Source organism: Streptosporangium sp. NPDC050855 (genome assembly GCF_044456585.1).
GTDB lineage: Bacteria > Actinomycetota > Actinomycetes > Streptosporangiales > Streptosporangiaceae > Streptosporangium > Streptosporangium longisporum.
Window position 1 is genome coordinate 50,677 of record NZ_JBITFY010000016.1, and the last position, 23,459, is coordinate 74,135.

The 23,459-nt window shown below is 61.8% G+C and carries 13 protein-coding genes and 6 pseudogenes; 10 read left to right on the forward strand and 9 right to left on the reverse strand.

The window, feature by feature from the left end; translation table 11 throughout:
• Positions 1-8: 8 nt before the first annotated feature.
• From ACIBCT_RS28635 to ACIBCT_RS28650, 4 genes and pseudogenes are all read left to right on the forward strand, one after another.
• A pseudogene (locus ACIBCT_RS28635) lies at positions 9-482 on the forward strand (NUDIX hydrolase); the annotation flags it as partial.
• A 67-nt stretch (positions 483-549) separates the two neighbouring features.
• Positions 550-1,595: pseudogene (locus ACIBCT_RS28640) on the forward strand (IS3 family transposase); the annotation flags it as partial.
• Positions 1,549-2,922, forward strand: coding sequence for an IS30 family transposase (locus ACIBCT_RS28645; RefSeq protein WP_399193733.1), 1,374 nt, complete (start codon positions 1,549-1,551; stop codon positions 2,920-2,922). The pseudogene ACIBCT_RS28640 and the gene ACIBCT_RS28645, both read left to right, overlap by 47 nt.
• A 7-nt stretch (positions 2,923-2,929) precedes the next feature.
• A pseudogene (locus tag ACIBCT_RS28650) lies at positions 2,930-3,217 on the forward strand (transposase); the annotation flags it as partial.
• On the opposite strand, the gene ACIBCT_RS28655 reads toward ACIBCT_RS28650, so the two are convergent.
• From ACIBCT_RS28655 to ACIBCT_RS28695, 9 genes are all read right to left on the reverse strand, one after another.
• Positions 3,178-4,872, reverse strand: coding sequence for a hypothetical protein (locus ACIBCT_RS28655; protein WP_399193735.1), 1,695 nt, complete (start codon positions 4,870-4,872; stop codon positions 3,178-3,180). The pseudogene ACIBCT_RS28650 and the gene ACIBCT_RS28655 sit on opposite strands and share 40 nt — an antisense overlap.
• Before the next feature lie 193 nt (positions 4,873-5,065).
• Positions 5,066-6,664, reverse strand: a complete 1,599-nt coding sequence (locus tag ACIBCT_RS28660; protein WP_399193737.1) for a restriction endonuclease — start codon at positions 6,662-6,664, stop codon at positions 5,066-5,068.
• Positions 6,665-7,169: 505 nt separating this feature from the next.
• Positions 7,170-8,006, reverse strand: a complete 837-nt coding sequence (locus ACIBCT_RS28665; protein ID WP_399193739.1) for a phosphoadenosine phosphosulfate reductase family protein — start codon at positions 8,004-8,006, stop codon at positions 7,170-7,172.
• Positions 8,003-11,620, reverse strand: coding sequence for an ATP-binding protein (locus tag ACIBCT_RS28670; protein ID WP_399193741.1), 3,618 nt, complete (start codon positions 11,618-11,620; stop codon positions 8,003-8,005). The genes ACIBCT_RS28665 and ACIBCT_RS28670 overlap by 4 nt, the downstream gene beginning before the upstream one ends.
• Positions 11,617-12,741, reverse strand: a complete 1,125-nt coding sequence (locus ACIBCT_RS28675; protein ID WP_399193742.1) for a DUF4007 family protein — start codon at positions 12,739-12,741, stop codon at positions 11,617-11,619. The genes ACIBCT_RS28670 and ACIBCT_RS28675 overlap by 4 nt, the downstream gene beginning before the upstream one ends.
• A gap of 57 nt (positions 12,742-12,798) precedes the next feature.
• Positions 12,799-13,974 (reverse strand): cysteine desulfurase family protein, encoded by a 1,176-nt coding sequence (locus tag ACIBCT_RS28680; RefSeq protein WP_399193744.1) that lies wholly within the window; start codon positions 13,972-13,974, stop codon positions 12,799-12,801.
• A 563-nt stretch (positions 13,975-14,537) separates the two neighbouring features.
• Positions 14,538-15,431, reverse strand: a complete 894-nt coding sequence (locus ACIBCT_RS28685) for a phospholipase D family protein (RefSeq protein ID WP_399193746.1) — start codon at positions 15,429-15,431, stop codon at positions 14,538-14,540.
• A complete protein-coding gene (locus ACIBCT_RS28690) occupies positions 15,428-17,317 on the reverse strand; it encodes an ATP-binding protein (protein ID WP_399193748.1) in 1,890 nt (629 codons plus the stop codon). Before ACIBCT_RS28690 ends, ACIBCT_RS28685 begins: the two co-directional genes overlap by 4 nt.
• 95 nt (positions 17,318-17,412) lie before the next feature.
• Positions 17,413-18,867, reverse strand: a complete 1,455-nt coding sequence (locus ACIBCT_RS28695) for a DEAD/DEAH box helicase (RefSeq protein ID WP_399194038.1) — start codon at positions 18,865-18,867, stop codon at positions 17,413-17,415.
• A gap of 1,001 nt (positions 18,868-19,868) precedes the next feature.
• Here ACIBCT_RS28695 and ACIBCT_RS28700 point away from each other — a divergent pair.
• The 6 genes and pseudogenes from ACIBCT_RS28700 to ACIBCT_RS28725 all read left to right on the forward strand — a co-directional run.
• A pseudogene (locus ACIBCT_RS28700) lies at positions 19,869-20,024 on the forward strand (IS630 family transposase); the annotation flags it as partial.
• Positions 20,025-20,122: 98 nt separating this feature from the next.
• On the forward strand, positions 20,123-20,425 hold the full coding sequence (locus ACIBCT_RS28705; RefSeq protein WP_399193750.1) for a transposase: 303 nt from the start codon (positions 20,123-20,125) through the stop codon (positions 20,423-20,425).
• Complete coding sequence (locus ACIBCT_RS28710; protein ID WP_399193752.1) at positions 20,425-21,165, forward strand: IS3 family transposase; 741 nt, start codon at positions 20,425-20,427, stop codon at positions 21,163-21,165. The genes ACIBCT_RS28705 and ACIBCT_RS28710 overlap by 1 nt, the downstream gene beginning before the upstream one ends.
• Positions 21,056-22,429, forward strand: a complete 1,374-nt coding sequence (locus ACIBCT_RS28715) for an IS30 family transposase (RefSeq protein WP_399193733.1) — start codon at positions 21,056-21,058, stop codon at positions 22,427-22,429. Before ACIBCT_RS28710 ends, ACIBCT_RS28715 begins: the two co-directional genes overlap by 110 nt.
• 12 nt (positions 22,430-22,441) lie before the next feature.
• A pseudogene (locus tag ACIBCT_RS28720) lies at positions 22,442-22,720 on the forward strand (transposase); the annotation flags it as partial.
• A gap of 42 nt (positions 22,721-22,762) precedes the next feature.
• Positions 22,763-23,227: pseudogene (locus tag ACIBCT_RS28725) on the forward strand (transposase); the annotation flags it as partial.
• Positions 23,228-23,459 lie beyond the last annotated feature (232 nt).

Here is a 23,459-nt window from a genome sequence, read left to right on the forward strand (position 1 = left end):
CCTGGCCCATGGCCCGCCGGATCGACTTCCACGACGACCCCGCCGCCCCCACGCCCAACAGCCTGGTTCCGTCAGTGAACGTCGTAGTCACCAACGAGGCGGGTGAGATCCTGATGATCCTTCGTAGCGACAACGGCAACTGGGCCCTGCCCGGCGGCGCGATCGATCTTGGCGAGTCCCTGCCCGAGGCCGCAATCCGCGAGACGTTGGAGGAGACGGGGATCGGGTGCGAGATCACCGGCCTTGTCGGAACGTACACCGACCCCAAACACGTGATTCTCTACACCAGCAACGGCGAGGCCCGACAGGAGTTCTCCATCGTGCTCACCGGCCGAGTCGTCGACGGGGAGCCGACGCCAAGCGACGAATCCCGGGAAGTGCGTTGGGTGCCGCGGGACGCGGTTTGCTCACTGTCGATGGATCGCTCAATGCGGCTGCGGATCCGCCACTTCCTCGAAGGATCGGACAAGCCGCACATAGGGGCGTTCCCCCTTGTATGTGGACACCTTGGAGACTGGATCTTGAGGTCCAGGGGAAGAGATGTCACTGATGGTGATGAAGAACTACCCGCCCGAGTTCAAGGCCGACGCGGTGGCTCTGGTGTTGTCGAGGCCGGATCGGACGATCACGTCGATCGCACAGGATCTGGGGGTCAGCCGCGAGACGCTGCGGCTGTGGGTGCGGGCCGCGCAGGTTCGGGGTGAGGGCGGGCAAGGCGCAGCCGGCGGGGCGAGGGCCGGTCAGGGTGGGCGCGTACCCTCGGACGACGTGCTGGAGAAGGAGAACAGGCAGCTCAAGGCTCGGATTCGGGAGCTGGAGCAAGAGCGGGACATTCTGCGTAAGGCGGCCAAGCTTTTCGCGGGCGAGACGAACTGGTGAGCCGCTTTCAGTTCGTTGACGATCACAAGGCGCTCTACGGGGTGAAGCGGTTGTGCCGGGTGCTGCAGGTGTCACGCTCGGGCTTTTACCGGTGGCTGAAGGGTTCGGGGGCGCGGCTGGCTCGCCGCCGGGCTGATGAGCAGCTGGCCGAGCGGATGCGACGGATCCACGGCGAGCATGAGGGCACCTACGGCTCGCCCCGGATGACGGCCGAGTTGCGCGCGGCCGGGATGAGGGTCAACCACAAGCGGGTGGAGCGGGTGATGCGTGAGCACGGCATCGTCGGGCTGCGGTTGCGCAAAAAGGTTCGCACCACGGTCGGTGAGTCGGACGCGGCGCCGGTGGCGGATCTGATCCAGCGTGACTTTACCGCCGAGCGGCCCAACAGCCGCTACGTGGGTGACATCACCTATCTGCCCGCCGGCGAGGGCCGGTTCCTCTACCTGGCCACGGTGCTGGATCTGTGCTCGCGTCGCCTGGTGGGCTGGTCGATCGCCGATCACATGCGCGCCGAGCTCGTCGTCGACGCGCTCCAGGCCGCCGCGCACACCAGGGGCGGCCGCCTGGAGGGCGCGGTTTTTCACAGCGACAACGGCGGGCAGGGCGGATTCAACCGGTCGTCGCAACACCTCGATTTGGTAGGTGTTGATGGGTCGGCCATCTGGATGGATGCAGGCGTTGACGGGGCGGTCACCGATGAAGTCGCCGGGCGCTCCAGCGCATCGGCGGGAGATCGAGCGGGCGTTCTGGCGAAAGATCGCGAAGGGGCTTCTTGCTGAGGAGGCGGCTGCTGCGGTCGGGGTGTCGCAGGCTGTGGGTGGTCGGTGGTTCCGGCATGGTGGCGGCATGCCACCGATGGATCTTGCGCCGCTCTTCGGCCGCTACCTGTGTTTCCAGGAGCGCGAGGAGATCGCGATTTGGAAGGCGCAGGATGTCGGGGTTCGGGAGATAGCCCGGCGGCTCGGCCGCCAGCCGTCGACGATCTCCCGGGAGCTACGGCGTAACGCCGCGACCCGTGGCGGCCGGCTGGACTACCGCGCGTCTGTCGCGCAGTGGAAGGCCGATCTGGTGGCTCAGCGTCCAAAGGCGGCGAAGCTGGCCACCAATGATCGGCTGCGCCACTACGTGCAGGAACGGCTGTCCGGTCAGATCCACGGGCCGGACGGGACGGTACTCGGGCCAGAGGCCGGGCCGTGGAAAGGGCGAAACAAGCCGCACCGAGGAGACCGCCGATGGGTGACAGCCTGGAGCCCGGAGCAGATAGCCAACCGGTTGAAGGCCGACTTCCCTGATGATGAGTCCATGAGGATCAGCCACGAGGCGATCTACCAGGCCCTCTACGTCGAGTCCCGGGGCGCGCTCAAGCGCGAGCTGGTCGCCTGCCTGCGCACCGGTCGTGCGCTGCGGGCTCCCCGAGCCCGCTCCAAGCGCAAGGCGTGGGCACATGTCACACCCGAGGTGATGATCAGCAAGCGGCCGGCCGAGGTTGATGACCGCGCTGTGCCAGGACACTGGGAGGGTGACCTGGTCATCGGGTTGGAGCGGTCGGCGATCGGCACGTTGGTTGAGCGCACGACCCGCTTCACGATGCTGGTCCACCTACCTCGCCAAGAAGGATACGGCATCATCCCGCGGACCAAGAACGGGCCGCCGCTGGCCGGGTATGGCGCCGAGACGATGAAGACCGCCCTCGCCGCCGCCATCGGCGCCCTGCCCGAGCAATTGCGGCGGTCACTGACCTGGGACCGAGGCAAGGAGTTGTCAGCACATGCTCAGTTCACGATCGAGACGGGCGTCCCGGTCTTCTTCGCCGACCCTCACAGCCCTTGGCAGCGCGCTACGAACGAGAACACGAACGGCCTACTGCGCCAGTACTTCCCGAAGGGTACCGACTTGTCCCGCTGGAGCGCCGACGACATCGCTGCTGTCGCAGCGGCGCTCAACGCCCGCCCCCGCAAGAGCCTCGGCTGGAGAACCCCTGCCGAGGCCTTCAACAATCATCTAAACTCGCTGCTGAGCAGCAGTGTTGCGACGACCCCTTGAACCTAAGCAGTACTGCTCAGGGGAGTTCGCGCGAGCGTGTCACAGGCTCAACGTCACCCGCTCCCGCGGAGCGGTCGGCACCAGCGCCGACAACGCGGCTGCCGAGTCCTTCAATGCCACCCTCAAACGCGAAACGCTTCAGGGCGCGCACCGCTGGCCCGACCCTCAGACCGCCCGTCTGGCGGTGTTCGGCTGGATCACCCGGTACAACACGGTCAGGCGGCACTCCCGCCTCGGCCAGCTGAGCCCGATCGACTACGAGAAGACGGCAGATAGCCTGAAGGCTGCCGCCTGAAATCGGTGTCCACACTCAAGGGGAAAGGCCCGCTGACGCCCGCCGAGCATGCCAGCTAGTAGGGAGGTGCGCCGTCCGGCGTCGCTGGGCAAGGTGGAGAGATTGTGCTCGGCCGCTTTTGCTCGGACCCAGGCGGCGAGGCTGAGGTGTTGGAGTGCCACCCGTGCGAGGGTGTTCTCCGAGCGAGTCCCTGCCAGGACGAGATCATACCGTCGTGACCCATATGTCACGCCATGGCGACTGCTGCGTGCCCATGTCAGCATGAACGGCAGTTGCCCTGCGAAGAGCTCCCGGCTGTCCAGCCCGCGTCGGCGCACGGCGTGGTTTGGCTGCCAATGAACGTCGACCTGCCATTCCAAATCCGCGTGCGCGGCTAGCTCGCTGTTGATGAGCACCGGTGCCGGCAATGGAGCGGCCATGCGGCTCGTGCCGTCCTCCGCTACGGATATCGGCACGGTGATCTGGCTGTCCCACTGATCCTGCACGGCTAAGCCCACTGTCGCCCCCTGACGCCACGGCAACTCCGGGCCCAGGATGACCGGGATGGCGGCATCTTCGTTCCCTGGAATTCTTGTCGGATAAGCCGCCAGAAGGCGTTCACGCCATAGCTCAAGATCATTCTTTGATCGCGACATCGACGTGATCACGAGGCGATTGGCGCGCTGGGCGAGGTTCTGCGCGATCCTGGTCACGCCATACCCGATGGGCCACGGCATGGAGTCCTCGTTCATGCCTAGCACGGACGGCAGCCAGTAAGCGTTACCATAGGTCAGTTGCCAAAGGCGTGACAGCGCGAAATCCTCCGCGCTGTCGCCCACCACCAAGAGCCCTGTGCGCTGGAAATCGAGGCCGGCGACGATCTCGACCAGATGTGCCTTGGTGCGCTCATGCGCGGTCGGCGTTGTCCGTCTGTCCACTCCGAAAGCCGGGCCCGGATGCCACACCAGCTCGTTGGGTACTAAGCCGTCCGGCTGGCCCAAAAGCCAGGATGTCACCTTTTTCCGGACATCGTCATCAAGCTCAGGCTCCTCCGCGTCGCGCGATGGCGGAGCGGCAACCCCAGCATAGGAGGCCACTGCGGCACCGAGTACGCCACCCCAGTCTGTCGGGCAGGCGAGGACAGATGCCTGCCATGTACTCGGCATGTCGAGGACGCTTGCGAAATGACCATTTGACTCCTCGTGCAGTGACATGACGTGCTCATGCCACTCATCACCTGAAAACCGGGATCGGTAGGATGAACACGCAGCAACGACCTGCTTCCGGGCCACCTCGTCCTCCGCGCTCGGCACATCGTCGGCACGCACCATGGCAAGCAATTGCTCACGGCCGGTTTCTTCGAGAGGCTGGCCACCCTCTTCACTGAAAGTGATAAAACCGGGATAGAAGTGCTCGATATCCGCGACCGTTGGGCTGTACGTCACGACGAAGTCGGGGTCGTATGCCTCGCACGCCCGTAGAAGCAGCGGGTCTACCCGCCCGCCCTGGTGTGGGACAAGCGCGAAGCCAGCACCGCCCCAGACCTTGTCCGCACGGTAGAGCGCACGGCGCACCCAGTAGCTCCAATGCTTACCACCGTCGACCACGATGATGACTCGCGACGGACGCGGGGTGATGCTAACCGAGGCGTACGACAAGGTCTCGTTTGAAGTCACTTCCAAACTAAACCACGACCTACCGACAGTCACTCCATCAATACAATGCATACCTAGTTAGATAGCTGGCTAACCTATTTCCCACCCTTGCAATCGGGTAATTAGGAGCTGACCTGCGTGAATGCCTTGCTCGAAGACGCGGAATATCCACAACCGCTCCTGAGGCGAGCCTCGTGCAGCCAGGTTCAGCAGGCTAAGCAGCTGGGCCAGACCGGCCAGTTTGCCGGTTGTCGGATGCCCTAGCGTTGCGCGGCGGTGTGGTACCCGGGATGACATCGATGTTCAGATACTTCTTGATGAGGTGTTTAAGCTCGGCGCCGTTGATCAACGTGATCCTGTTGCGCTGGGCGAACTGTTCGCTGGCTCGTCCGAACCACGACGTGGTGACTAATACGCCCGTGGTCGCGTTGTGGTCGGCCATCACGCCCGTGAGCGCGTGGACCGCTTCCAGGCCGACGAGCCCCGCCCATCGTTTCGCCTGGATGAGGCAGACGCCGCCGAAGAACAGATTGTCGCTCGTCGCTACGGCATCCACGCCGCCGTCCTTCGATGGAATAGTGGTCCAGGCTTCGGCTCCCATCGCCACGAACAACTCCCGTACCAAGTGCTCAAACTCGGTGGGTGAGAGCTTGAGCAGGTTACGGCGTGAGTCCAGCCCAGACACGACGTCCATGTCTTCGGAGAACCGGAACCGTTTGAGATCGAAGGTGATGAACGGTTCGACGGCTTCAAGATCGTACGGATTCGGCGAGACGAGGGCGTTGAGTCGCTTCAGGCATGCCGCCGGGTTCACCTCGGCCAGCACGAGATCCTCGAACTCGCTCCGTTCGGCCTCTACACTCAGCAGATGTGGGCGTACCTTTTTGCCGGTCGCCTGGTCGACGGTGTTGACGCGGCCGTTGAACACCACCGCTTCGACGAGATCGCCCGGTGTGGATGCGAAGAGTTCGTGGAGCGTGCGGAGTGCCACGCAGGCCAGAAGCTTGGCGTACCGCTGCCTGATCTCTATCTGTGCTCGCGGCACCGGGTCGATGGCGTCCCTGGTCTTTACGTACTTGTACGCGCGGACGTCCGGGATCACGCTTTGCGGTGGAAGCTCGAACTCGACGACGAGGTCACGATTCTCCGGGCGGTATGCAACCTGGAAGAGCTTGGGGAAGCCCTTGGGATACGCCGATCGTTCCAAGACTCTCGTGGTGAACCACTCCACAGCTTCTGGCCGGCCTACCTCGAAGTCAGCACGCATCCGGTTCAGGTGGGCGTTGGCTTCTGCGACTCTCTTCGAGTCGGCGACGGCCTGGCGATCATGAGCCGTACGTGCCGCATCGAGATCGCGTAGCCGCTGCTCTTCGTGCTTCTGGTAGGCGGCCATGGCGCTGTCGAAGCGTCCGCGGGCATCGGCCAGTTCTCGCTGATAGCGGGCATTACCGCCGAAAAACTTCTCGAAGCTGGATGGTGGAGCCGGTTCGTAAGCAGCCCAGTCGGGAGCCGGCTCGGCGGCGGTTAGGTGGCCCGGAGGCTCGAAGAGGCGCACTGAGCTGCTGACCTGCAGTTGATCGAAGGACAAGGGGCGTATCGGAAGTGCCACGAGCAGAACCCGGTCGAGTTCTTCGATGCGTTGAGCCATCTCGGCGCTTTTCCGATCTGCCTTGGCCTGCTGTTGCTCCAGGCGTCTGCGATGGCGTTCGCGCTCCTGCTCCTTGGCGATCCTCGCCGCCTCGCGCGCCCGCCGTTCGGCTTCACGGCGATGAGCTGCCTGCTGCCGCTCCCACTCGCTACGACCACCCGCCACCTGATCAAGCCTCCGTCCGTGTCGAGGACTGGCAGTCGCAGGCCGTGCCGTCGGAGAAGGCCTGCCGCCTACTGTGACGTCTAGTTCAGAGTAGATCGACAGTTTGTGTTCGTCATGGGGTGCGCTCACGTTGATATCCGGGTGGTCCTCGGCGATTGCCTGTCGGTCGCTGCCACTCCTGGCCTTATGGAGCATTTTTGGTGCCTAGAGTTGCGCCGGTGACGGGCCCTGACTGTCACCGGACCGTGCCGACTCATCGCTCGACGAGGTAGTGCAATCTGGCGGCACTCTTCATCACGCTACGTAATCATCCGATGTCCATAACTGGAGCGTCGAGAGCGACTTCCGTTCCGTCGCCATTCCGGGTGAGGGGCACAAAGGTGCTGTAGAGCAATGCAGGGCACGGGCGGGCCGAATTAGAAGCCAGCCTATAGGCTGATGTGGTACTTCCATCCCTTCCCAGCCACCTTTGCCGTTTAGGGAGGGGATCAAAGCTCACAGCGCATCAAAGATGGCAAACGGCGCATCCAACCTGATCGTCGTCCTCGTCGTGCGCATCAGACAGTATCTCGAGAAGGGGACGGTTCGGCTTGACGCGTCGGGCAGCGCGTTCCATCGCGTCGTGGTGCTTCGCCTCTATCTCTTGTCGTCGAGCAAGCAGTTCATCGAGCGACTCGCCCTGAGACCAGGTGTATTTGCGTCCCTTCATCGCCGTTTGCTGATAATTAACCTTCTCTTCATAGGCGACGGCCTTATCGAAAAGCTCAGGGTGGCGATCCTTGAGCCCCACCCATTCGTGCTTTCGCTGGAAGAAGCAGAAGTAGCAGCCCGAGCGGGTGCGCCATTCGTAGTAGGCCGGCAGGCCAATGCCTGCTTCGTCGAGGATGCGGTCAACACCGGCCCGGTCGATCCCATCTTCTCGGAAGGGGAAGACTGCGGTGATGTTGGGCTTGGTGCTGACGTAGCCGAGGCGGTTCTCATCGGCTCGGATAGCCACATAGGAGATGACATTGTCATCGCCAACCCAAGCCTCCAGCGGCTTGATCTTGAGGTTCTTGGTACACCAGCGCATCTGAGGGCTCGGCAGGGTTCCCTGGTAGACCTCGAGCCAGTGATCGAAGTCGCGAGTGGAGTTGAGCCGTTCGATCGGCTTGCCGAGCGCAGCTTCGAGGCGATTTAAATACTCGTAAGTCTCAGGCAGCTCCGCACCGGTATCACAGAAGAAATACTCCATCTGCGGGACCTTGTCGCGCATGTGGATGGCCAGAGCCGAGGAGTCCTTCCCTCCGGAAATGCCCAGGACATGGCGAGTCTCTCCGCCAGAGCCGTTGGTCTTGGTCACAACTTCTCCTCCCCTTGGAGGTTTTGATCAGAGTCCGTCGCGGTGAGACGCTCGGCTAGGGCGGCGAGCAAGATGCGCGCACCGCCGGGTCCTAGCTGTTGCTCAGCCTGCCTTATGACACCGACAACGAGGGTCTCGGCGGTATTCCTGACTTGCTTTGGCACATGGATGAGCGTGCGTACTTCTGTCCCTTGGGGTGTGGTGAGCGTCAGTAGGTGGGTGTCGATCTGCTTGGGTTCGGGCGCCTGTGTCTGAAGTACAGGTGTCTCCTGCACCTGGTAGAGGTGACCGACGCGGTCGAGTCGGCGACCCATCTCCTTCACAAGCGGGGGGAAGTTGTCGATATCCTGATCTGTCCAGTCACCGAGCGCCTTATTGGTGAGGCGAATGATGATCGGGTCAAGCCAGTCCTCGTCTGGCAGGCTGGTGTTAAGGACGCGGGAGACAAATCCCTGCAGATCAACTTCGAGTGAGGCGTTGGCGAAGCCGCTAAGCGCCTCTGCTAGGCCTGTGCGTACTTGCTTGAGGTCACCGGCGATACCGAAGGCCTCGCCTATCGCGACCACTACGTCTTGCCGCAGTGCTGTGCTTGCCCCTGAGATAGCGCCTAGGGCACTAGCTAGACGAGAGACATACGACTCGGCGGCCTGCTCGTCTTTCGTGGCGTTGGCCGGGATGGCATTGAGCCCAAGTGCTTGTGGCAGGCCAGTGAAGATCAGTTCGTCCGGATCGGTTGCCGCGGAGAGGACTTGTCGAACCTTGAGCGCTTCCGGGCTGAGACGCTTGGTGTGGAGCGCGTAGGGGGTAAGCACCATGACCTGCTCAAGCATCGCCCGAGTCACTGCCAACAGTTTGGGGTTGCGGGCCGTTCGGGAACGTGGAACGTCCACGCTGAGGGCTGCGGCAAGGCGGTCAACAACCAAGCTGCGCTGCCCTTCCCCGATGGGCACAGCTTTGACAGTGAAGCGGTCAGGCCCCGTGTCGGCAAGCAGGCGCTCGATAATCTCTGGGGTGAGCCGCGGACAATAGTTCCCCTCCTCGAAGAGCGCCACGTCCGTGCTCCGAAGGATCAGTGCGGCGACCATCAGAATCGGCACGACGCCGGCCTTAACGCCGAAGGGGGGTGCCATGAGTTGTTGGTAGATCTCGACGATCGCGGTGGGCTGAGCGGCATTGGTCAGTCCCCGCTCAAGCACCTCCCAGGAAGGAATGACCTCTGGATGCTTCTTCTGGTCCGGTCGGGAGACACCGTGTGTGGCAATGGTTTGAGCCTGAATGGCCTGGTCAACTTCTTTGGCAGCACGGTGAAGGCCGAGGTATTCCACGACGCCGTGGTACATCGCCCGTTCCTGCGAATACTTGGTGGTGTCATATCCCAGCACCGGCAGACCTGTGTTAGTCACCAGGTCAGATAGGAGAACACGTCGTGCGCGGGCACCGTTGCTGGTCAGTTCGTGGCGGCCTGCCATCTCATTGCGGATGTGCGGTGTCTGCGGATACACACGATCACAGGCGGCCGACACCAATGCACCGTAGCTGCGGGCCTCGATGGTCTCGCGCTGCTCAGTGCGGGTCTCTTGTCCACTCCTCCACAGGTACCAGGTGGACTCGTCTCGCTGCGGGTTGAATGCCTCGTCCAGTCTGGCACCGAGCTCTTGAGAAATCTCGGCTATGCGTTCTTCGATCTCGCGTCCAGCCACGAGGTCAATGTCGTCCTGATGCCGGAGATCTTCGAGGGCTCTGAGGGTAATTCCTGCCTCAAGAATGGCCGCAGGGTCTCTAGTAGTCCCAATAATTACGGGTAGTGGGGAGTTGACCAGCGGGCGCGTGCCTGGCTCCCCGAGATGGAAGATGATCATGCCATCGGCGGCGTCGCTCACGACATCGGGACCGTCGAGTTTGTCGGCCTGGAGGCTGATGGCGGTGCGGAAGTATCTCAGCATGCCGGTGCGCTGCATGTGCGCTCCGGCGACCACCTCCCTGGGTAAAACCGTTCCTAGGTGCTCACCGAGGTGATCGACTACGTGACTAGGTGCGACGTGGACAGCTATTTCCTTGACGCGAGCGTCGATGTCAATGTTGGTGCCCTGCCAGACCCGGTACTCATTGCTGTAGGTCCGGTGGGTGAGAAACCCTGTTTCGACGAGATGCTGCAGCCGCCCTTGCAGCATGTTGAATCGCTCTGGATCTGCGGCGGTTGTCGGATCATGCATGGCGAACTGGATCATCGCTGGGGTAGCGCGCAGAACGCCGTCGACATCGATGAGATTTAAGATGCCGATCGTCTTAAGGATATCCCGGTCTTTGGAGGGAAGTCCGTGCGCCTCGTTGAGACGGTTGTCGACCTCCAACCAGCGGCTGGCATTGGCCGAGGCCAGAATGGTGGTGCGGCCGGAGGCGAAGAAATAATCGTACAGCTGGGGCAGCCGTATGGTCGAGGCTCGCTCGGGTTCGTCGGTCGATGCCTCATCGATGGTACGACGGACCGTATTCGGCTCGTCGTTGGTGAGGAACCCGACCAGGCTGCGGTCATGCTGACCAATCTGGAAGGCAAGAAGCGGTGCTGCTACAGCCGTAAGGGGGTGCAAGGGGTAGAGATCGGTGAGCATCTCCGGGGAGATATGCACTACGGAATCCAGCCCGTGTTCAAGCCAGGCTTGTGCAGCAGCTTGCGCCTGGCTACGAATTAGCTGCTGGCCGACTTCAGTGACGGCGGACTGGTCAAGGCGTCTTTGAAGAAGATGGACAGAATCACCCAAATTTGGCGTGAAGGTGATGTCCCCGAAGCGGCCTTGGACCTTGGCCCACTCCTTGGTTTGAATCAGGCTGGATCGTGCTGCGTAGTCACTGAACGCCAGGTGCTGCAGGGTGAAAATGAACAACCGCAGTCCTGAACGTCCAGCTCCCTTCTCGGCGAGCATCTGCAACAGGAACACGTCGTTCTCGGCACTACCCGAGTCGCCGGAAGCGGCGAGATATTCCAGCGACTTGCCAAACTCATCGAGGATCAGCAGAACCGGATGGCCGGTGTCGCACAGTGCAGTGAGCGCATCGAGGAGATTTTCGGTCGTCGGGACCTCGCGCTCCGCACACGTCCGTAGGGCCTGCGCGACGGCCTTCGGCGGTCGCTTTCCCCACTTGCGTTCCGCCGCGGTTGCCAGTGCGCGATGCACGGTAGCGGCCAGCGGCTCGCGGCGCGCGGTCGCCACCGCTCCCAGGAAACCCTCTGGGGCAATGTCATTACGTACCTGTTCCAACCGCGCCGCTAAGCCTGGGCTTGTGGCCTCCACGGCTTGCCGAGCCTCGACCTGTCGAGCGGTTTCATGTCCCAGGAAGGCGTCAAGTAGATTCGACAGCGTCGACTTACCTGAACCATAGGGGCCAGTGAACGACCAGGCTCGTGTCCTCTTGAGGTCGGCGATCGCGTTGGCCACACGATCGAGAACGTCCAGCGCTCTTGTTCCCACGTAGGGAGAGTTCAAGTGGGGTTCGCGGACATCACGCTCAAGGTTGGTGGAACGTAGTTCAGAGCCAACCAGAGTAATACCTGCGGGAAGCTCAGCGGCGGTTCGGTCCTCGTGAGTACCAAGAAGGGGATTGATAGCCGTAGTCACACCTGCTCCTCGATCAATTCCAAGGCTTCGGGCTGCTCAGATAGCTGCTCGCGTTTGCGGCCCTTGCCAGCGTGCTTCAGACCGAGGTAGCGCTGTTTCCACTCGTCTGCATTGAGAAATCCGTCCTGGCGGCTAACGTAACCATAGTGACGGTCGAGGATCTCCCAGGCCAGTTCCTGAGGATTAGCCGCAAAGGATAGGCTCCGCTGGCCTAGCGAGTCGGTGATCTGCACGGCGCCCTGATCCGCGACCAACGGTTCGATGACCTTGATGAGCTCGGGTTCTCTCATGCGGAAGGCACGCCCGGGAGCGCCCGGCTCGTTGGCGAGCCGGGCAAGCGAGATAGAATTGCCTCCGGCGACATGGGATGCATAGTCGAGGCATGCGTAGAGCAGTACCGCCGCGGGGAGGTTGACCCGCGATCGGGTGGTGAATCGCCAGACCCGGTTCTTGCCCTTCCCTTGGCCTTCCAGCAAGCCGAGTTCCCGGAACGGGCTCATTAGCTGGTCTTCAAAGCTTCCCTGCGATTGCAGGTTGGGCTCCAAGTCGAGGGCGTACATCTTTATGAGGCAGTCTACGTCCCGCTTGATTGACTCGGCGGCTGGCATCGCGGTCTCGGCATAACTCTCGTTCACGTGTCGGGTGATCAACGAGATCATCTCCGCCGTCGTGACCTTGGAGAAGGGGGCCAAGTGGAACATGATGTACCAGCTGGGCACCATGCACTTTGCCTCTTGTTCCCTCGGATCACTGGACAACAGCCACCAATGCAATAGCCACAGACTCCCCGTGTCTTCCAAATAGGGATCCGCACCGTTCTTACCAAACAGCCACTCCGCTCTCCAGGTCGGGGAGGCGATGTAGGCCCGATTTGAAGGGTCGGAGTGTGGGTGTTCTCGGGTGAGTTTAAATGCCTGCGACCAGAATCGGATGGCATTCACCATGTTGCGGCCAACCCCCAGCAGCACAGGCGCGTTCTCACGGTGGAATATATCGCTACCGCCCTTGCCGTCCCGAACAATCTCAGTGTGGGCTTTGTAAAGCCAGCCGTAGCGAGGAGCGAAGGTCTCGTGCCGTGCGAATCTTGGCTCTGTCGCTTCTGCCAGCCGGCTGTCGGACATGTGCTGGAACCTTTCGTTGTGTAATGGAGGGGATAAGTTATGCTTCAAGGCCGACGATTACGGCGCTGAAGTGGCCGTCATGGCCGTTCGAACCTCTCCGACAGCCCGGACGGTGGCTTCTATGGTCTGTTTGACGTCGTGCTCGGTGGTGGCGTATCCCAAGGAGAAACGCAGCGTGGAATCAGCGTCCGTTCGACTAAGCCCCATCGCTAGCAACACATGGCTTGGGGTAGGGGCACCCGAGGCGCAGGCACTGCCATCCGAGGCAGCGATCTCCGGCATTGCGGCCAGAAGCGCATCCGCTGGCAGCCCGGGAACGGTGACACTCGTGACGCCAGGCAGCCGTGGAGAGCGAACGCCATTGAAATAGCAGTTGGACAGCCGAGAAGTCAATCCCTCCTCGAGCATGTCACGTAGAGCGGTGACACGGGTGGATTCATTGTGCAGGTGAATCCGTGCTGCTTCGGCAGCAGCGCCCAGTCCTGCGATACCCGGCACGTTTAGCGTTCCTGCGCGCCAGCCCCTCTCCTGACCACCTCCGATCAAGAGAGGACGGTGAGGCACGGATGCTCCGCGACGAACAAAGAGTGCGCCGACGCCCTGCGGGCCTCCGAATTTGTGAGCCGATAACGACACCAGGTCGACATCAAGTTCGTTCAGATCCATTGGGAGCCGACCGACATACTGTGTGGCATCGGTGTGGACCAGCGCCCCTGCCTCGTGCGCCAGTTTGACAATGGGCTCCAGGTGGGTCAGGACCCCGGTCTCGTTGTTGGCCAGCATCGCCGAGACGATCGCCACCCTGCCCTGACGGCACGCCGCTTCCAGAGGAGCCAGCTCGACCGCGCCGTCTCGGTTCACAGGCAGCTCAACCAGCGTGCCGGAACCGTCCGCGGTGATAGCACGCGCCGCCTCAAGAATCGCCGGATGTTCAACGGCAGTGGTCACAAGGATCCCGCCGCTCGAGTAACCCGCGCGGAGTGCCAGGTTGTTCGCTTCGGTAGCTCCGGAGGTGAAGATGAGTTCGCCGGGCGCGCAGCCGAGCAAGCGGGCAAGCCGTTGACGCGCTAGCTCGACACGCGAGGCCGCATGACGGCCGGCCGCATGGACGCTGGAGGCGTTGCCGACGCTGCGCAGGCCGTCCAACATGGCTTCAAGTGCCTCATGACGCAGAGGCGCAGTGGCGTTGTAGTCAAGGTACACCCCTTCCACGCGATCAGGATCAATCGGCATGTGTCGCTCCATATGCCGCTGCGCCTCCTCTAGCTACTCCTGGCGGGTTCCAGTGTGGGTCACTCTCGTCCCACCAGGAGTGCCCTGCGATCCTAGCGAACCCCTCTGACATCAGGGGTAGCCTCGCGGATAACAAAGGGGATCTTTAGCCCAGAAGTGGTCGCTCACCCACGACCACCTCTCGACACTCCTGTACCACGACGCACCCTGCGCTTCAGCTGGCCGGGGCGAGGGAGTGTACAGCCGAGCTGTTACATATGTACCCGGATCCTAATGTGACCAAGAACACCTCTAGACCACATTACAAGGGCACAGCGCTATTGCTTTCGGCATACGAGGGCTAAAAGGTTCGGAGGTCAGTTAGAAGAGAGGGGTGACATTCGGACACTGCCATCCCTCGTCATCTAAACCGAGTACGCCGGGAGCAGCTGGTCTGCTGCATGCCATTCTTGAGCTACTGGACGCATCTCGAAGTTCGATACTAAAGTCAATGCATCGCCGTTTTCTTCTCAGCACAAGAAAGCGCGTGAACCTAAACAGCGGAAGACTGGTTGCATGTCGACTCAACCAACTAGGCGAGTGCCACCCATGATGCGCTGATAGTTGGGAAGGAAATGAGCGATCCAGGCAGTTAGGGTCTCCCATAAATCGGCAGGATCATCGACCGCATGACCCATTTCACCGCAAAGCTCAACGAGCCGGTTCACCGCCTTGATAGTAGTCAGGTTGCTACATTCGCGTGCGACTCGCCCAGTGAACCCTTGCCGAAGGATGGCTCCCACGTATGTAATAAAGTCTTTCTCGGTCGAAAGTCCGACTGGTACGCCCAAAGCTGCCAGTTCTGGGCGTACGAGGTTTGCCACGCTTTCTTCGCGCTGCCCAGCGTATACCTTCCAGAGGACTTCGGGAGGTCGATAGGTGGGCAACCAGTCACTGCGGTATGTTGCCTCGATAGGCGCCCGGAGCACCGCAGGCGGCAGCGTTGCTGCAGCGATGAGGACCGCGTCGCGATCGGCTTCTGTGGCGACCGCGGACGTCCCTCTTAGCACGCCTAATAATGACACGAGAGCGGGATCATCTGCTGCGCTCTCAACCAGGATCTCAACCGCGCCAGGATGGCCCCATCCCAGGCCGTTAGAAGTAACGTTCGCGGAACCAACCAAGGCTCGAGTACTCGTAATGTACGCCTTCGCATGCACGACGGGATGAAGCGCCACAGTTCCACCAAATTCACCAACTAGATCAAAAACGCGTGGGTCGCTGACTCCCGCCGCCACCTCGTCTGGTCGCCATCGCGTGATCACTTCTAGCGAGCACTCGCTAGGAAGTGTTGATAGTAAGGGCTTAATGCCTGAGACCGTAATGAACGGCGCGACCACTGTAAGGACGTCCGCATCCTTGGTCAGGGCTAGGAGCCGTTCACCGCAGCGTTGTGGGTCGAACCCCGACTGGATCACGCTCCGCCCTCCCCGTCCTGGGTCTCATCCTCTCCGTCAAATTGTAGGGCTGCCTTGAAGGCCTGGTCCTCAACGTACTCCGCAAGACGGCGACCCCAGCCATCGCGAATCTCCTGGATGTTCCGGCTAAGCGGGCTCTTCCGGTGCTCATTCTCGTAGCGAGACCATGCCAGCAGAAGCCATGTCATGGCATCTGCGCTCTGCACGAGCATGCCCTTCGCTTCATCTTCAGTCATCGTCTCGAGCTCCTCGCTCGAGACGCGGAGTGGCCTGATTAGGCTCTCATAGGCCGGATGAGCATTATTGAGACACAAGATCTCAAGGTTGAGAGCCTCATCAGGCCAGAAGAAGGCTGCTGCTTGCTTCATAGGGCGCTCAATCACCTGGACCGTGACTCCGCGTTGATAGTTGGCAATGATCAGCTTGCGGATCTCTGCCGGTACATTCTGCTCTTCCAACGCCTGCTGGATCGTTTCGACCGCCTGGCTAGGATCCGGTTTAGTGTCAGCGAAGTCAGCTTCGCCAGGCGTGGGAGTGACGGTCGAGCGGTTTTGCTTGACGTTGGAGGCCACATTTGTGACATCTGGCTGCGTACCTCGAGCGCGCGAGGCAGCCTGCTTCTCGCTCTTGCCTTCCTGCTTCATCTGGTTAACGAGAGCGACGAGCTGATACGCCATGTCGTACAGCTCCGCGATGGGATGCTCCTCGTCAAACAGCCCTTCCTCGATCGCCTCGTCCTTGGGCAGATGGTGCTCGCGCGCCAGACGTAGTGCTTGCCCGAGGTAAGGGGCATCCTGTTTGTTATTGGTGACCCCGAAAACCTCGTCGAGACACGGATCGAATGCGACCTCGACACCCCACCAGCGGTCCGTGGCCTCCTGCGCCAACGTCTTCTCCAGAACCAGCTCGCGGTCAGCCCGCATGACAGAAATACCCGAGTTGTCGCGGGCGTGGCGTCCTTGGTGAGTATCCTTACCAGGGTTGCGCCCAGGCCTTGCTTCAGGCCTCGCCAGTGAAAGGCGAGCGTGGACTGTCGAGGCGCCTTGACCGTCTGGCCTCTGAATCACAAAATCGCGGGATCCGTAGTGCTCAGCGAAAGGCGGCTCGTCGGTGATGCGAACCGGGGGGGCTTTATCATCTTCGGCAGCCGCTTCCCAGTACTCCAGCGTGGTCTCCGACGCCGGCTGCAGGTACAACGGATCGTTGGGCCTAACATCCTGGAACACGTCGGGCCCGACCAGGGTGTCCCCCTCCATGAGGGCAACCTTGATGCTACGCCGACGCGCATCGGAGGCCAGGAAGTGGCGGTAGACCCGGCCCAGGAGGTACTCAGTGTGCGCGAACATTGCATCGGCACGTACCCAACGCAGCTTATCTAGATTCGTCCACCGGATCGCGGTACCGCTATAGACCGGCAGCCCCATGGACGTATCAGGAACGGCATGTTCTCTAAAGACATCACGAACCCAGTCAGGCATTTCGGTATAATCCGGACTCCCGACGGTGGTCGGCCAAGGAACCGTCAGCGCTGCTTTTTTCGCCGAATCTTCGACCTTTTGTAGGTCGAGATACGTGTGCAATGCGTTTTCCGGCTGCGACTTCTGCCAGGTCCACACGTCCGTTCGCTTACACTGCGAAACGCTTGCCTGTGGCAGTCCCATACCGAAACGGCCAATGCCAGATCGGTCATCGTACTTGCCGGAACCACCGAAAGATAAGGCGAGATTGAGCGCCTCGTCCGTCATGCCTCCGCCGTCGTCAATGACCCAGATCTCGTCGACTCGCTTCGCCGCGCGCTGCTTGCCTTGTACCTTGCGTTGCACGATCACCAACAGCACCGTGTTGGCATCGCCCCATTGAAAGGAGTTGTCGATCAGTTCAGCCAAGGCATAATCAGTTCCTTTGTATCCGGTGTCCCGGATCGACTTCACGGTCTGCGAACCAGAAAGGAGAGGTGCCTCCCTTTGCGTGGTTTCTGGCGCTACCATAAGTCCTCCCAGTGCGTGAAAGCAGCGGCGATAGAGCCGAAAGCTGGAACCGAGGGGTCGACAACGGTGACGACTACAGCCTTCGCGTTTCCTCCGGCCTTTGGCCCGCGAATACCACGACCGACCATTTGGCTGTACAACACGAGTGAGCGTGTGGGGCGAGCTATCACGACCGCACTTGTTTGTGGAGCGTCGAATCCTGTGGTCAGTACACCGTAGTTGACTAACACGCGAGCTACGGGCGCTGCACCCTTATACATGCGGATCGAAGTGTCGCGAATCTCCGGTGCTGTAGTGCCATCGACAGCGTCAGCCAACACGCCCGATGCTCTCAATGTGGCCGCGACAACATGGGCCAACTCGACAGAAGCCGCAAAGACGATGATCCGCCGATGCGACTCCTTAACCAACTGCAGCGTTGCCGCAGTGACTTCCTTAAGGTAGTCGCCCTCATTCATCCCTAACTCGGCCGGATCATCGCTGTCAACGGACGGCTCTTCGTCCACGTCCGGTAGCTCACCTAGTAGACGGAACTCGGGTTCGGCAAGGTAGCCCTCCTGTATGAGGTACTCAACCGGGCCAGCTGCACCGCCATCCGAAGCAGCCTCGAGCTCGATCTTGGTGTGCTCGAAGAACTCCGCGAGTTCGTCGTCTGCAGGAGAACCCACAAATGTGCGTCCCGGCGTGGCACTTAGGCCCACGATGGGAGTGATTGGCTGCCCCGCCACGGACAGTTGTTGCACAACCTGCCGGTAGGTCGGAGCGATAGCTTGATGGGCTTCATCAAAGACGATCAGCCCAATCCGTCGTCCAAGGTCGCGGAGCAACCCAGGCTCGGCCCGGCGTGCATAGATCGTCTGCAGGCTTGCCACGAGGAGACCGTCTGTCAAGTCTTCGCTACGCCAGTCCTGTCCGCTCCATGCAGCCAGGATGGGGACTTCACGATCACCTAGTGAACTCCAGGCGCGGTGGAACTCCCGCGCCGCCTGGTCAAGAAGCTCGCGCGTGGAGGCGAGCCAGAGCACCGGTCGCCCCTCGTGCTCTCGGAGAAAGTCACATACCATGCTCATGGTCGTACGCGTCTTCCCAGACCCTGTCGGCATGTGCAGCAGAAGACGGGTCCTGCCTTTCTCTAGCAACGCCCGTGCTTTCGAGATCGCGCGCCGCTGATGAGGAAACAGCCCGTATACAGGAGCGGCACCAGCGGGCAGAGACTCGGCCTTGTCGCTACGGGCCTCCGGGAGACCGAGGAAAACCGCAACTCGACTGGGATCCGCAAGAACCGCTCGTGTATTTAGCTCAGCTGTCCCTAGAGACAAGCGTATTGACAAGGCTTGGCGCAGCTCTGTCGGCAACTCATCGGGCAGCATGCCGACATCGGTAAGGCGTCGAACGGCTGACACCGGATCTCCGAGACACGCTGCAGCGAGTACTGCCTCGGTTGGCATCCCGGAGATGAGGCCGATGCGGACAAACTCGGCAACTGTACGGACCACTCGGGGATCTACGAGGGAACGGGTACGTTCGGAAGCTTCTAGAAGGTCGAAGATCGTGTACCGGTTAGTCACAGGCAACCAAATCCCGGTGAAAGAGTGCAGGCTGTGACTTGTAGAGAGACGCCCCTCCGGTGCGGAGCGGTCTCCGAGCCGACGAGCTGTGGATCAACGCCATGTACTCCGATGCAGATCGACAGAGAAGGGCCACCCGCACAACGCAGCCCATCAGAACGCCTCCCTCCACACACATCGCTCCAGCAGGCATGGACCACATGGACCATGAGCGGATGCTACGGCATCAACTCAGATATCTCACCACATCGCGGCACCTAGGCATCAGCCAATGGTGCGTTTTGTTGAAGTATGAGACTTTAGTCCCCGCATTTCGTTATGGATCTGGTAAGTAAGTAGCCACCTCTGCTGGCATGCTGCACTAGCAGTGGCGGACGAAGCGCCTGCCCGCAATGCGCCTGAAGCGTGCCACCTAGATCACTGAGTCCTGCAGCACGCCTCTGCAGTAGAGTGTTAAAGATGGCCTGTCGCGCACCACAGGGTTTCCCGTCTGGGCATTAGCCCGTCATGCAGCGAGTAACACCCTTTTGGGCAACGTATCGGACAAGAACGGAACGAACACTATCAATCTGTGTTCGTCCATTGAGCTGTCTCATCACTTGGCCGATCAGGAAGTTTTCGACCCCCGATGCCCAGCAGTGAACTTGTCCATCGCGTCTGCATGCGGCTGCTACATTGGCAACCCCCTCAGAGATGACACCTGATGAGACCTCAGGTGGCAGCTCCATGGCCCTAATTACATTGTGGACTAATCCGGCCCCATCCACCACCGCCGCGATGATCGTTTTAACATCTTGATGAGCTAGTGCTATGACCGGAAACGTTTGCCGGTCTCGCGTGTAGCCGCTGGCGCCGGTTGGATGTCTTCACAGGCCCAGCTGATGCGAGGAGGCGCGGTGGCAGAACCGGTCAGGGTACGACGACTGATGGACGCCGAAGGGCAGAAGCTGCAACAGATCGTGCGCCGGGGCAGCACCAGCTCGGTCCGGTACCGCAGGGCGATAATCCTGCTGGCCTCGGCCGGAGGCAACACCGTGAACCGCGCCGGGTTTCATGGAGACTCTGATGTACCCCGGCTTTCGTGGAGTCGCCTTGGTTGACTTACATGCCTTCGCCCCCTTCAGAAGAGGTCGGCATGGCAAGGAGATATCCCCCCGAGTTCCGTCGTAAGGTCCTTGACCTGTTACAGGCTGGCCGGACCGTGCGTCAGGTGGCCTTCGATCTACAGATCAGCGACCAGACGATCTACAACTGGCGTGAGCAGGAGCTGATCGATACCGGCCAGAAGCCCGGCATCACCTCCTGCGATCACCTTGAGCTGGTCGCGGCCCGGCGCAAGATCGCTGAGCTGGAGACCGAACTGGCCGTGACCAGGCGCGCCGCAGAGCTGTTGAGAGAGGCGGTGCCCCCAAAAGGCGGTTCGAGGCCATCGCGGTAATGGCCGCCGAAGGGCTCCCCATCCAGGTCTGCTGCCGGATCATGAACGTGTCGGAGTCGGGTTTCTACGCCTGGCGAGACCGGCCGCCCTCGGCGCGGACGCTCCGGCACGCCTGGTTGACCGACGAAATTCGCAAAGTGCACGCCGCATCCAACGGCGTTTACGGCGGCCTGCGGGTGCACGCCGAACTCACCATGGGGCGCGGTATCGCGGTCGGACACGGAGCGGTGGCCATGCTGATGCACCGCGCCGGCATCAAAGGCCTGCCCGGCAACAAGCGCCGCCGACCCGTTCATCAGACCCCTACCGCCGCGGACCTGGTCGAGCGCCAGTTCACCCGGGGCGCCCCCAACGAGCTGTGGGTCACCGACATCACCGAGCACCCCACCCGCGAGGGCAAGGTCTACTGCTGCGTTGTCTTGGACGTCTACTCCCGCCGGGTGGTGGGCTGGTCCATCGATGCCACCCAGACCGCAACGCTGGTCACCAATGCGCTCGGCATGGCCATCCATAACCGCACACCGCCGCCTGGAACGCTGATCCACTCCGATCACGGGGTGCAAGGCGGATTCAACCGGTCGTCGCAACACCTCGATTTGGTAGGTGTTGATGGGTCGGCCATCTGGATGGATGCAGGCGTTGACGGGGCGGTCACCGATGAAGTCGCCGGGCGCTCCAGCGCATCGGCGGGAGATCGAGCGGGCGTTCTGGCGAAAGATCGCGAAGGGGCTTCTTGCTGAGGAGGCGGCTGCTGCGGTCGGGGTGTCGCAGGCTGTGGGTGGTCGGTGGTTCCGGCATGGTGGCGGCATGCCACCGATGGATCTTGCGCCGCTCTTCGGCCGCTACCTGTGTTTCCAGGAGCGCGAGGAGATCGCGATTTGGAAGGCGCAGGATGTCGGGGTTCGGGAGATAGCCCGGCGGCTCGGCCGCCAGCCGTCGACGATCTCCCGGGAGCTACGGCGTAACGCCGCGACCCGTGGCGGCCGGCTGGACTACCGCGCGTCTGTCGCGCAGTGGAAGGCCGATCTGGTGGCTCAGCGTCCAAAGGCGGCGAAGCTGGCCACCAATGATCGGCTGCGCCACTACGTGCAGGAACGGCTGTCCGGTCAGATCCACGGGCCGGACGGGACGGTACTCGGGCCAGAGGCCGGGCCGTGGAAAGGGCGAAACAAGCCGCACCGAGGAGACCGCCGATGGGTGACAGCCTGGAGCCCGGAGCAGATAGCCAACCGGTTGAAGGCCGACTTCCCTGATGATGAGTCCATGAGGATCAGCCACGAGGCGATCTACCAGGCCCTCTACGTCGAGTCCCGGGGCGCGCTCAAGCGCGAGCTGGTCGCCTGCCTGCGCACCGGTCGTGCGCTGCGGGCTCCCCGAGCCCGCTCCAAGCGCAAGGCGTGGGCACATGTCACACCCGAGGTGATGATCAGCAAGCGGCCGGCCGAGGTTGATGACCGCGCTGTGCCAGGACACTGGGAGGGTGACCTGGTCATCGGGTTGGAGCGGTCGGCGATCGGCACGTTGGTTGAGCGCACGACCCGCTTCACGATGCTGGTCCACCTACCTCGCCAAGAAGGATACGGCATCATCCCGCGGACCAAGAACGGGCCGCCGCTGGCCGGGTATGGCGCCGAGACGATGAAGACCGCCCTCGCCGCCGCCATCGGCGCCCTGCCCGAGCAATTGCGGCGGTCACTGACCTGGGACCGAGGCAAGGAGTTGTCAGCACATGCTCAGTTCACGATCGAGACGGGCGTCCCGGTCTTCTTCGCCGACCCTCACAGCCCTTGGCAGCGCGCTACGAACGAGAACACGAACGGCCTACTGCGCCAGTACTTCCCGAAGGGTACCGACTTGTCCCGCTGGAGCGCCGACGACATCGCTGCTGTCGCAGCGGCGCTCAACGCCCGCCCCCGCAAGAGCCTCGGCTGGAGAACCCCTGCCGAGGCCTTCAACAATCATCTAAACTCGCTGCTGAGCAGCAGTGTTGCGACGACCCCTTGAACCTAAGCAATCACCTCCTGGGGTTTCACCCAGCGTGCCAAGGCCTCTGGCCTGGTCCCATCCATGGGATCGATCGGTGACTGCTTCGATAACGCGGTCATCGAGTCGTTCTGGGGACGGATGCAGACCGAACTGCTCAACCGCAAGCGGTGGAAGACCCGGATCGAGCTGGCGAATGCGATCTTCGAGTACCTGGAGATCTTCCACAACCGGCAACGACGACACAGTGCCTTGGGGATGCTCACCCCCATCGAGTACGAGATGCTCTACCCGAACGTCCAGTCCGCATGAGAGCCAACCGAGCCGACTCCACCGAACTCGGGGTACATCACCACCTACTTTCACGGCTGCTACTCGGTCGGCAACGACACGTTGTGGGGCGTCAACCGGCGCCGCAAAAGCATCGACCACACCTGGGCCGCGTTGCGATCCATCCGTGCCGCCCGCCCGGACGGCGCTCCGATCTATGTGATCCTGGACAACCTGTCGGCGCACAAGAACTGGCGCATCCGCACCTGGGCCAGGCGCAACAAGGTCGAGTTGTGTTTCACCCCGACCTACGCCTCCTGGGCCAACCCGATCGAGGCCCACTTCGGGCCGCTGCGCCAGTTCACCATCGCTAATTCCGATCATCCCAACCACACCGTCCAGACCCGGACGCTGCACGCCTATCTGCGCTGGCGCAATCTCAACGCCCACCACCCGGACGTGCTGGCAGCCCAACGCCGCGAACGCGCCCGCGTCCGCAGCGAGAAGGGCATCCGTTGGGGTGGCCGACCGCTGTCAGCTGCGGTTTGACCGCCCAACCCGGCCAACGTTTCTGGTCACAGCACTAGCCACATGTCGATGATGCCTAATGGATGTGAGGCTTCGTATGGCATCACGTCTGAAGCAACGTGTCCATGATCACGTGATGAGTCTGTCAGTCGCGCCTGTCACGTAAGTGCAAACGTGGTGCGAGGATACTGGAGGTCACCGACACATCCCCCGCCCGGTTCAAGGCGTGCGGTTCACTTACCCAGGGGTGCAC

Bases quoted from the DNA above. Each gene is read 5' to 3' on its own strand.
- ACIBCT_RS28695 (WP_399194038.1), bottom strand. From the start codon at position 18,867: ATGCCAACCGAGGCAGTACTCGCTGCAGCGTGTCTCGGAGATCCGGTG.
- ACIBCT_RS28715 (WP_399193733.1), top strand. From the start codon at position 21,056: ATGCAGGCGTTGACGGGGCGGTCACCGATGAAGTCGCCGGGCGCTCCA.
- ACIBCT_RS28710 (WP_399193752.1), top strand. From the start codon at position 20,425: ATGGCCGCCGAAGGGCTCCCCATCCAGGTCTGCTGCCGGATCATGAAC.
- ACIBCT_RS28675 (WP_399193742.1), bottom strand. From the start codon at position 12,741: ATGTCCGACAGCCGGCTGGCAGAAGCGACAGAGCCAAGATTCGCACGG.
- ACIBCT_RS28705 (WP_399193750.1), top strand. From the start codon at position 20,123: ATGGCAAGGAGATATCCCCCCGAGTTCCGTCGTAAGGTCCTTGACCTG.
- ACIBCT_RS28680 (WP_399193744.1), bottom strand. From the start codon at position 13,974: ATGCCGATTGATCCTGATCGCGTGGAAGGGGTGTACCTTGACTACAAC.
- ACIBCT_RS28645 (WP_399193733.1), top strand. From the start codon at position 1,549: ATGCAGGCGTTGACGGGGCGGTCACCGATGAAGTCGCCGGGCGCTCCA.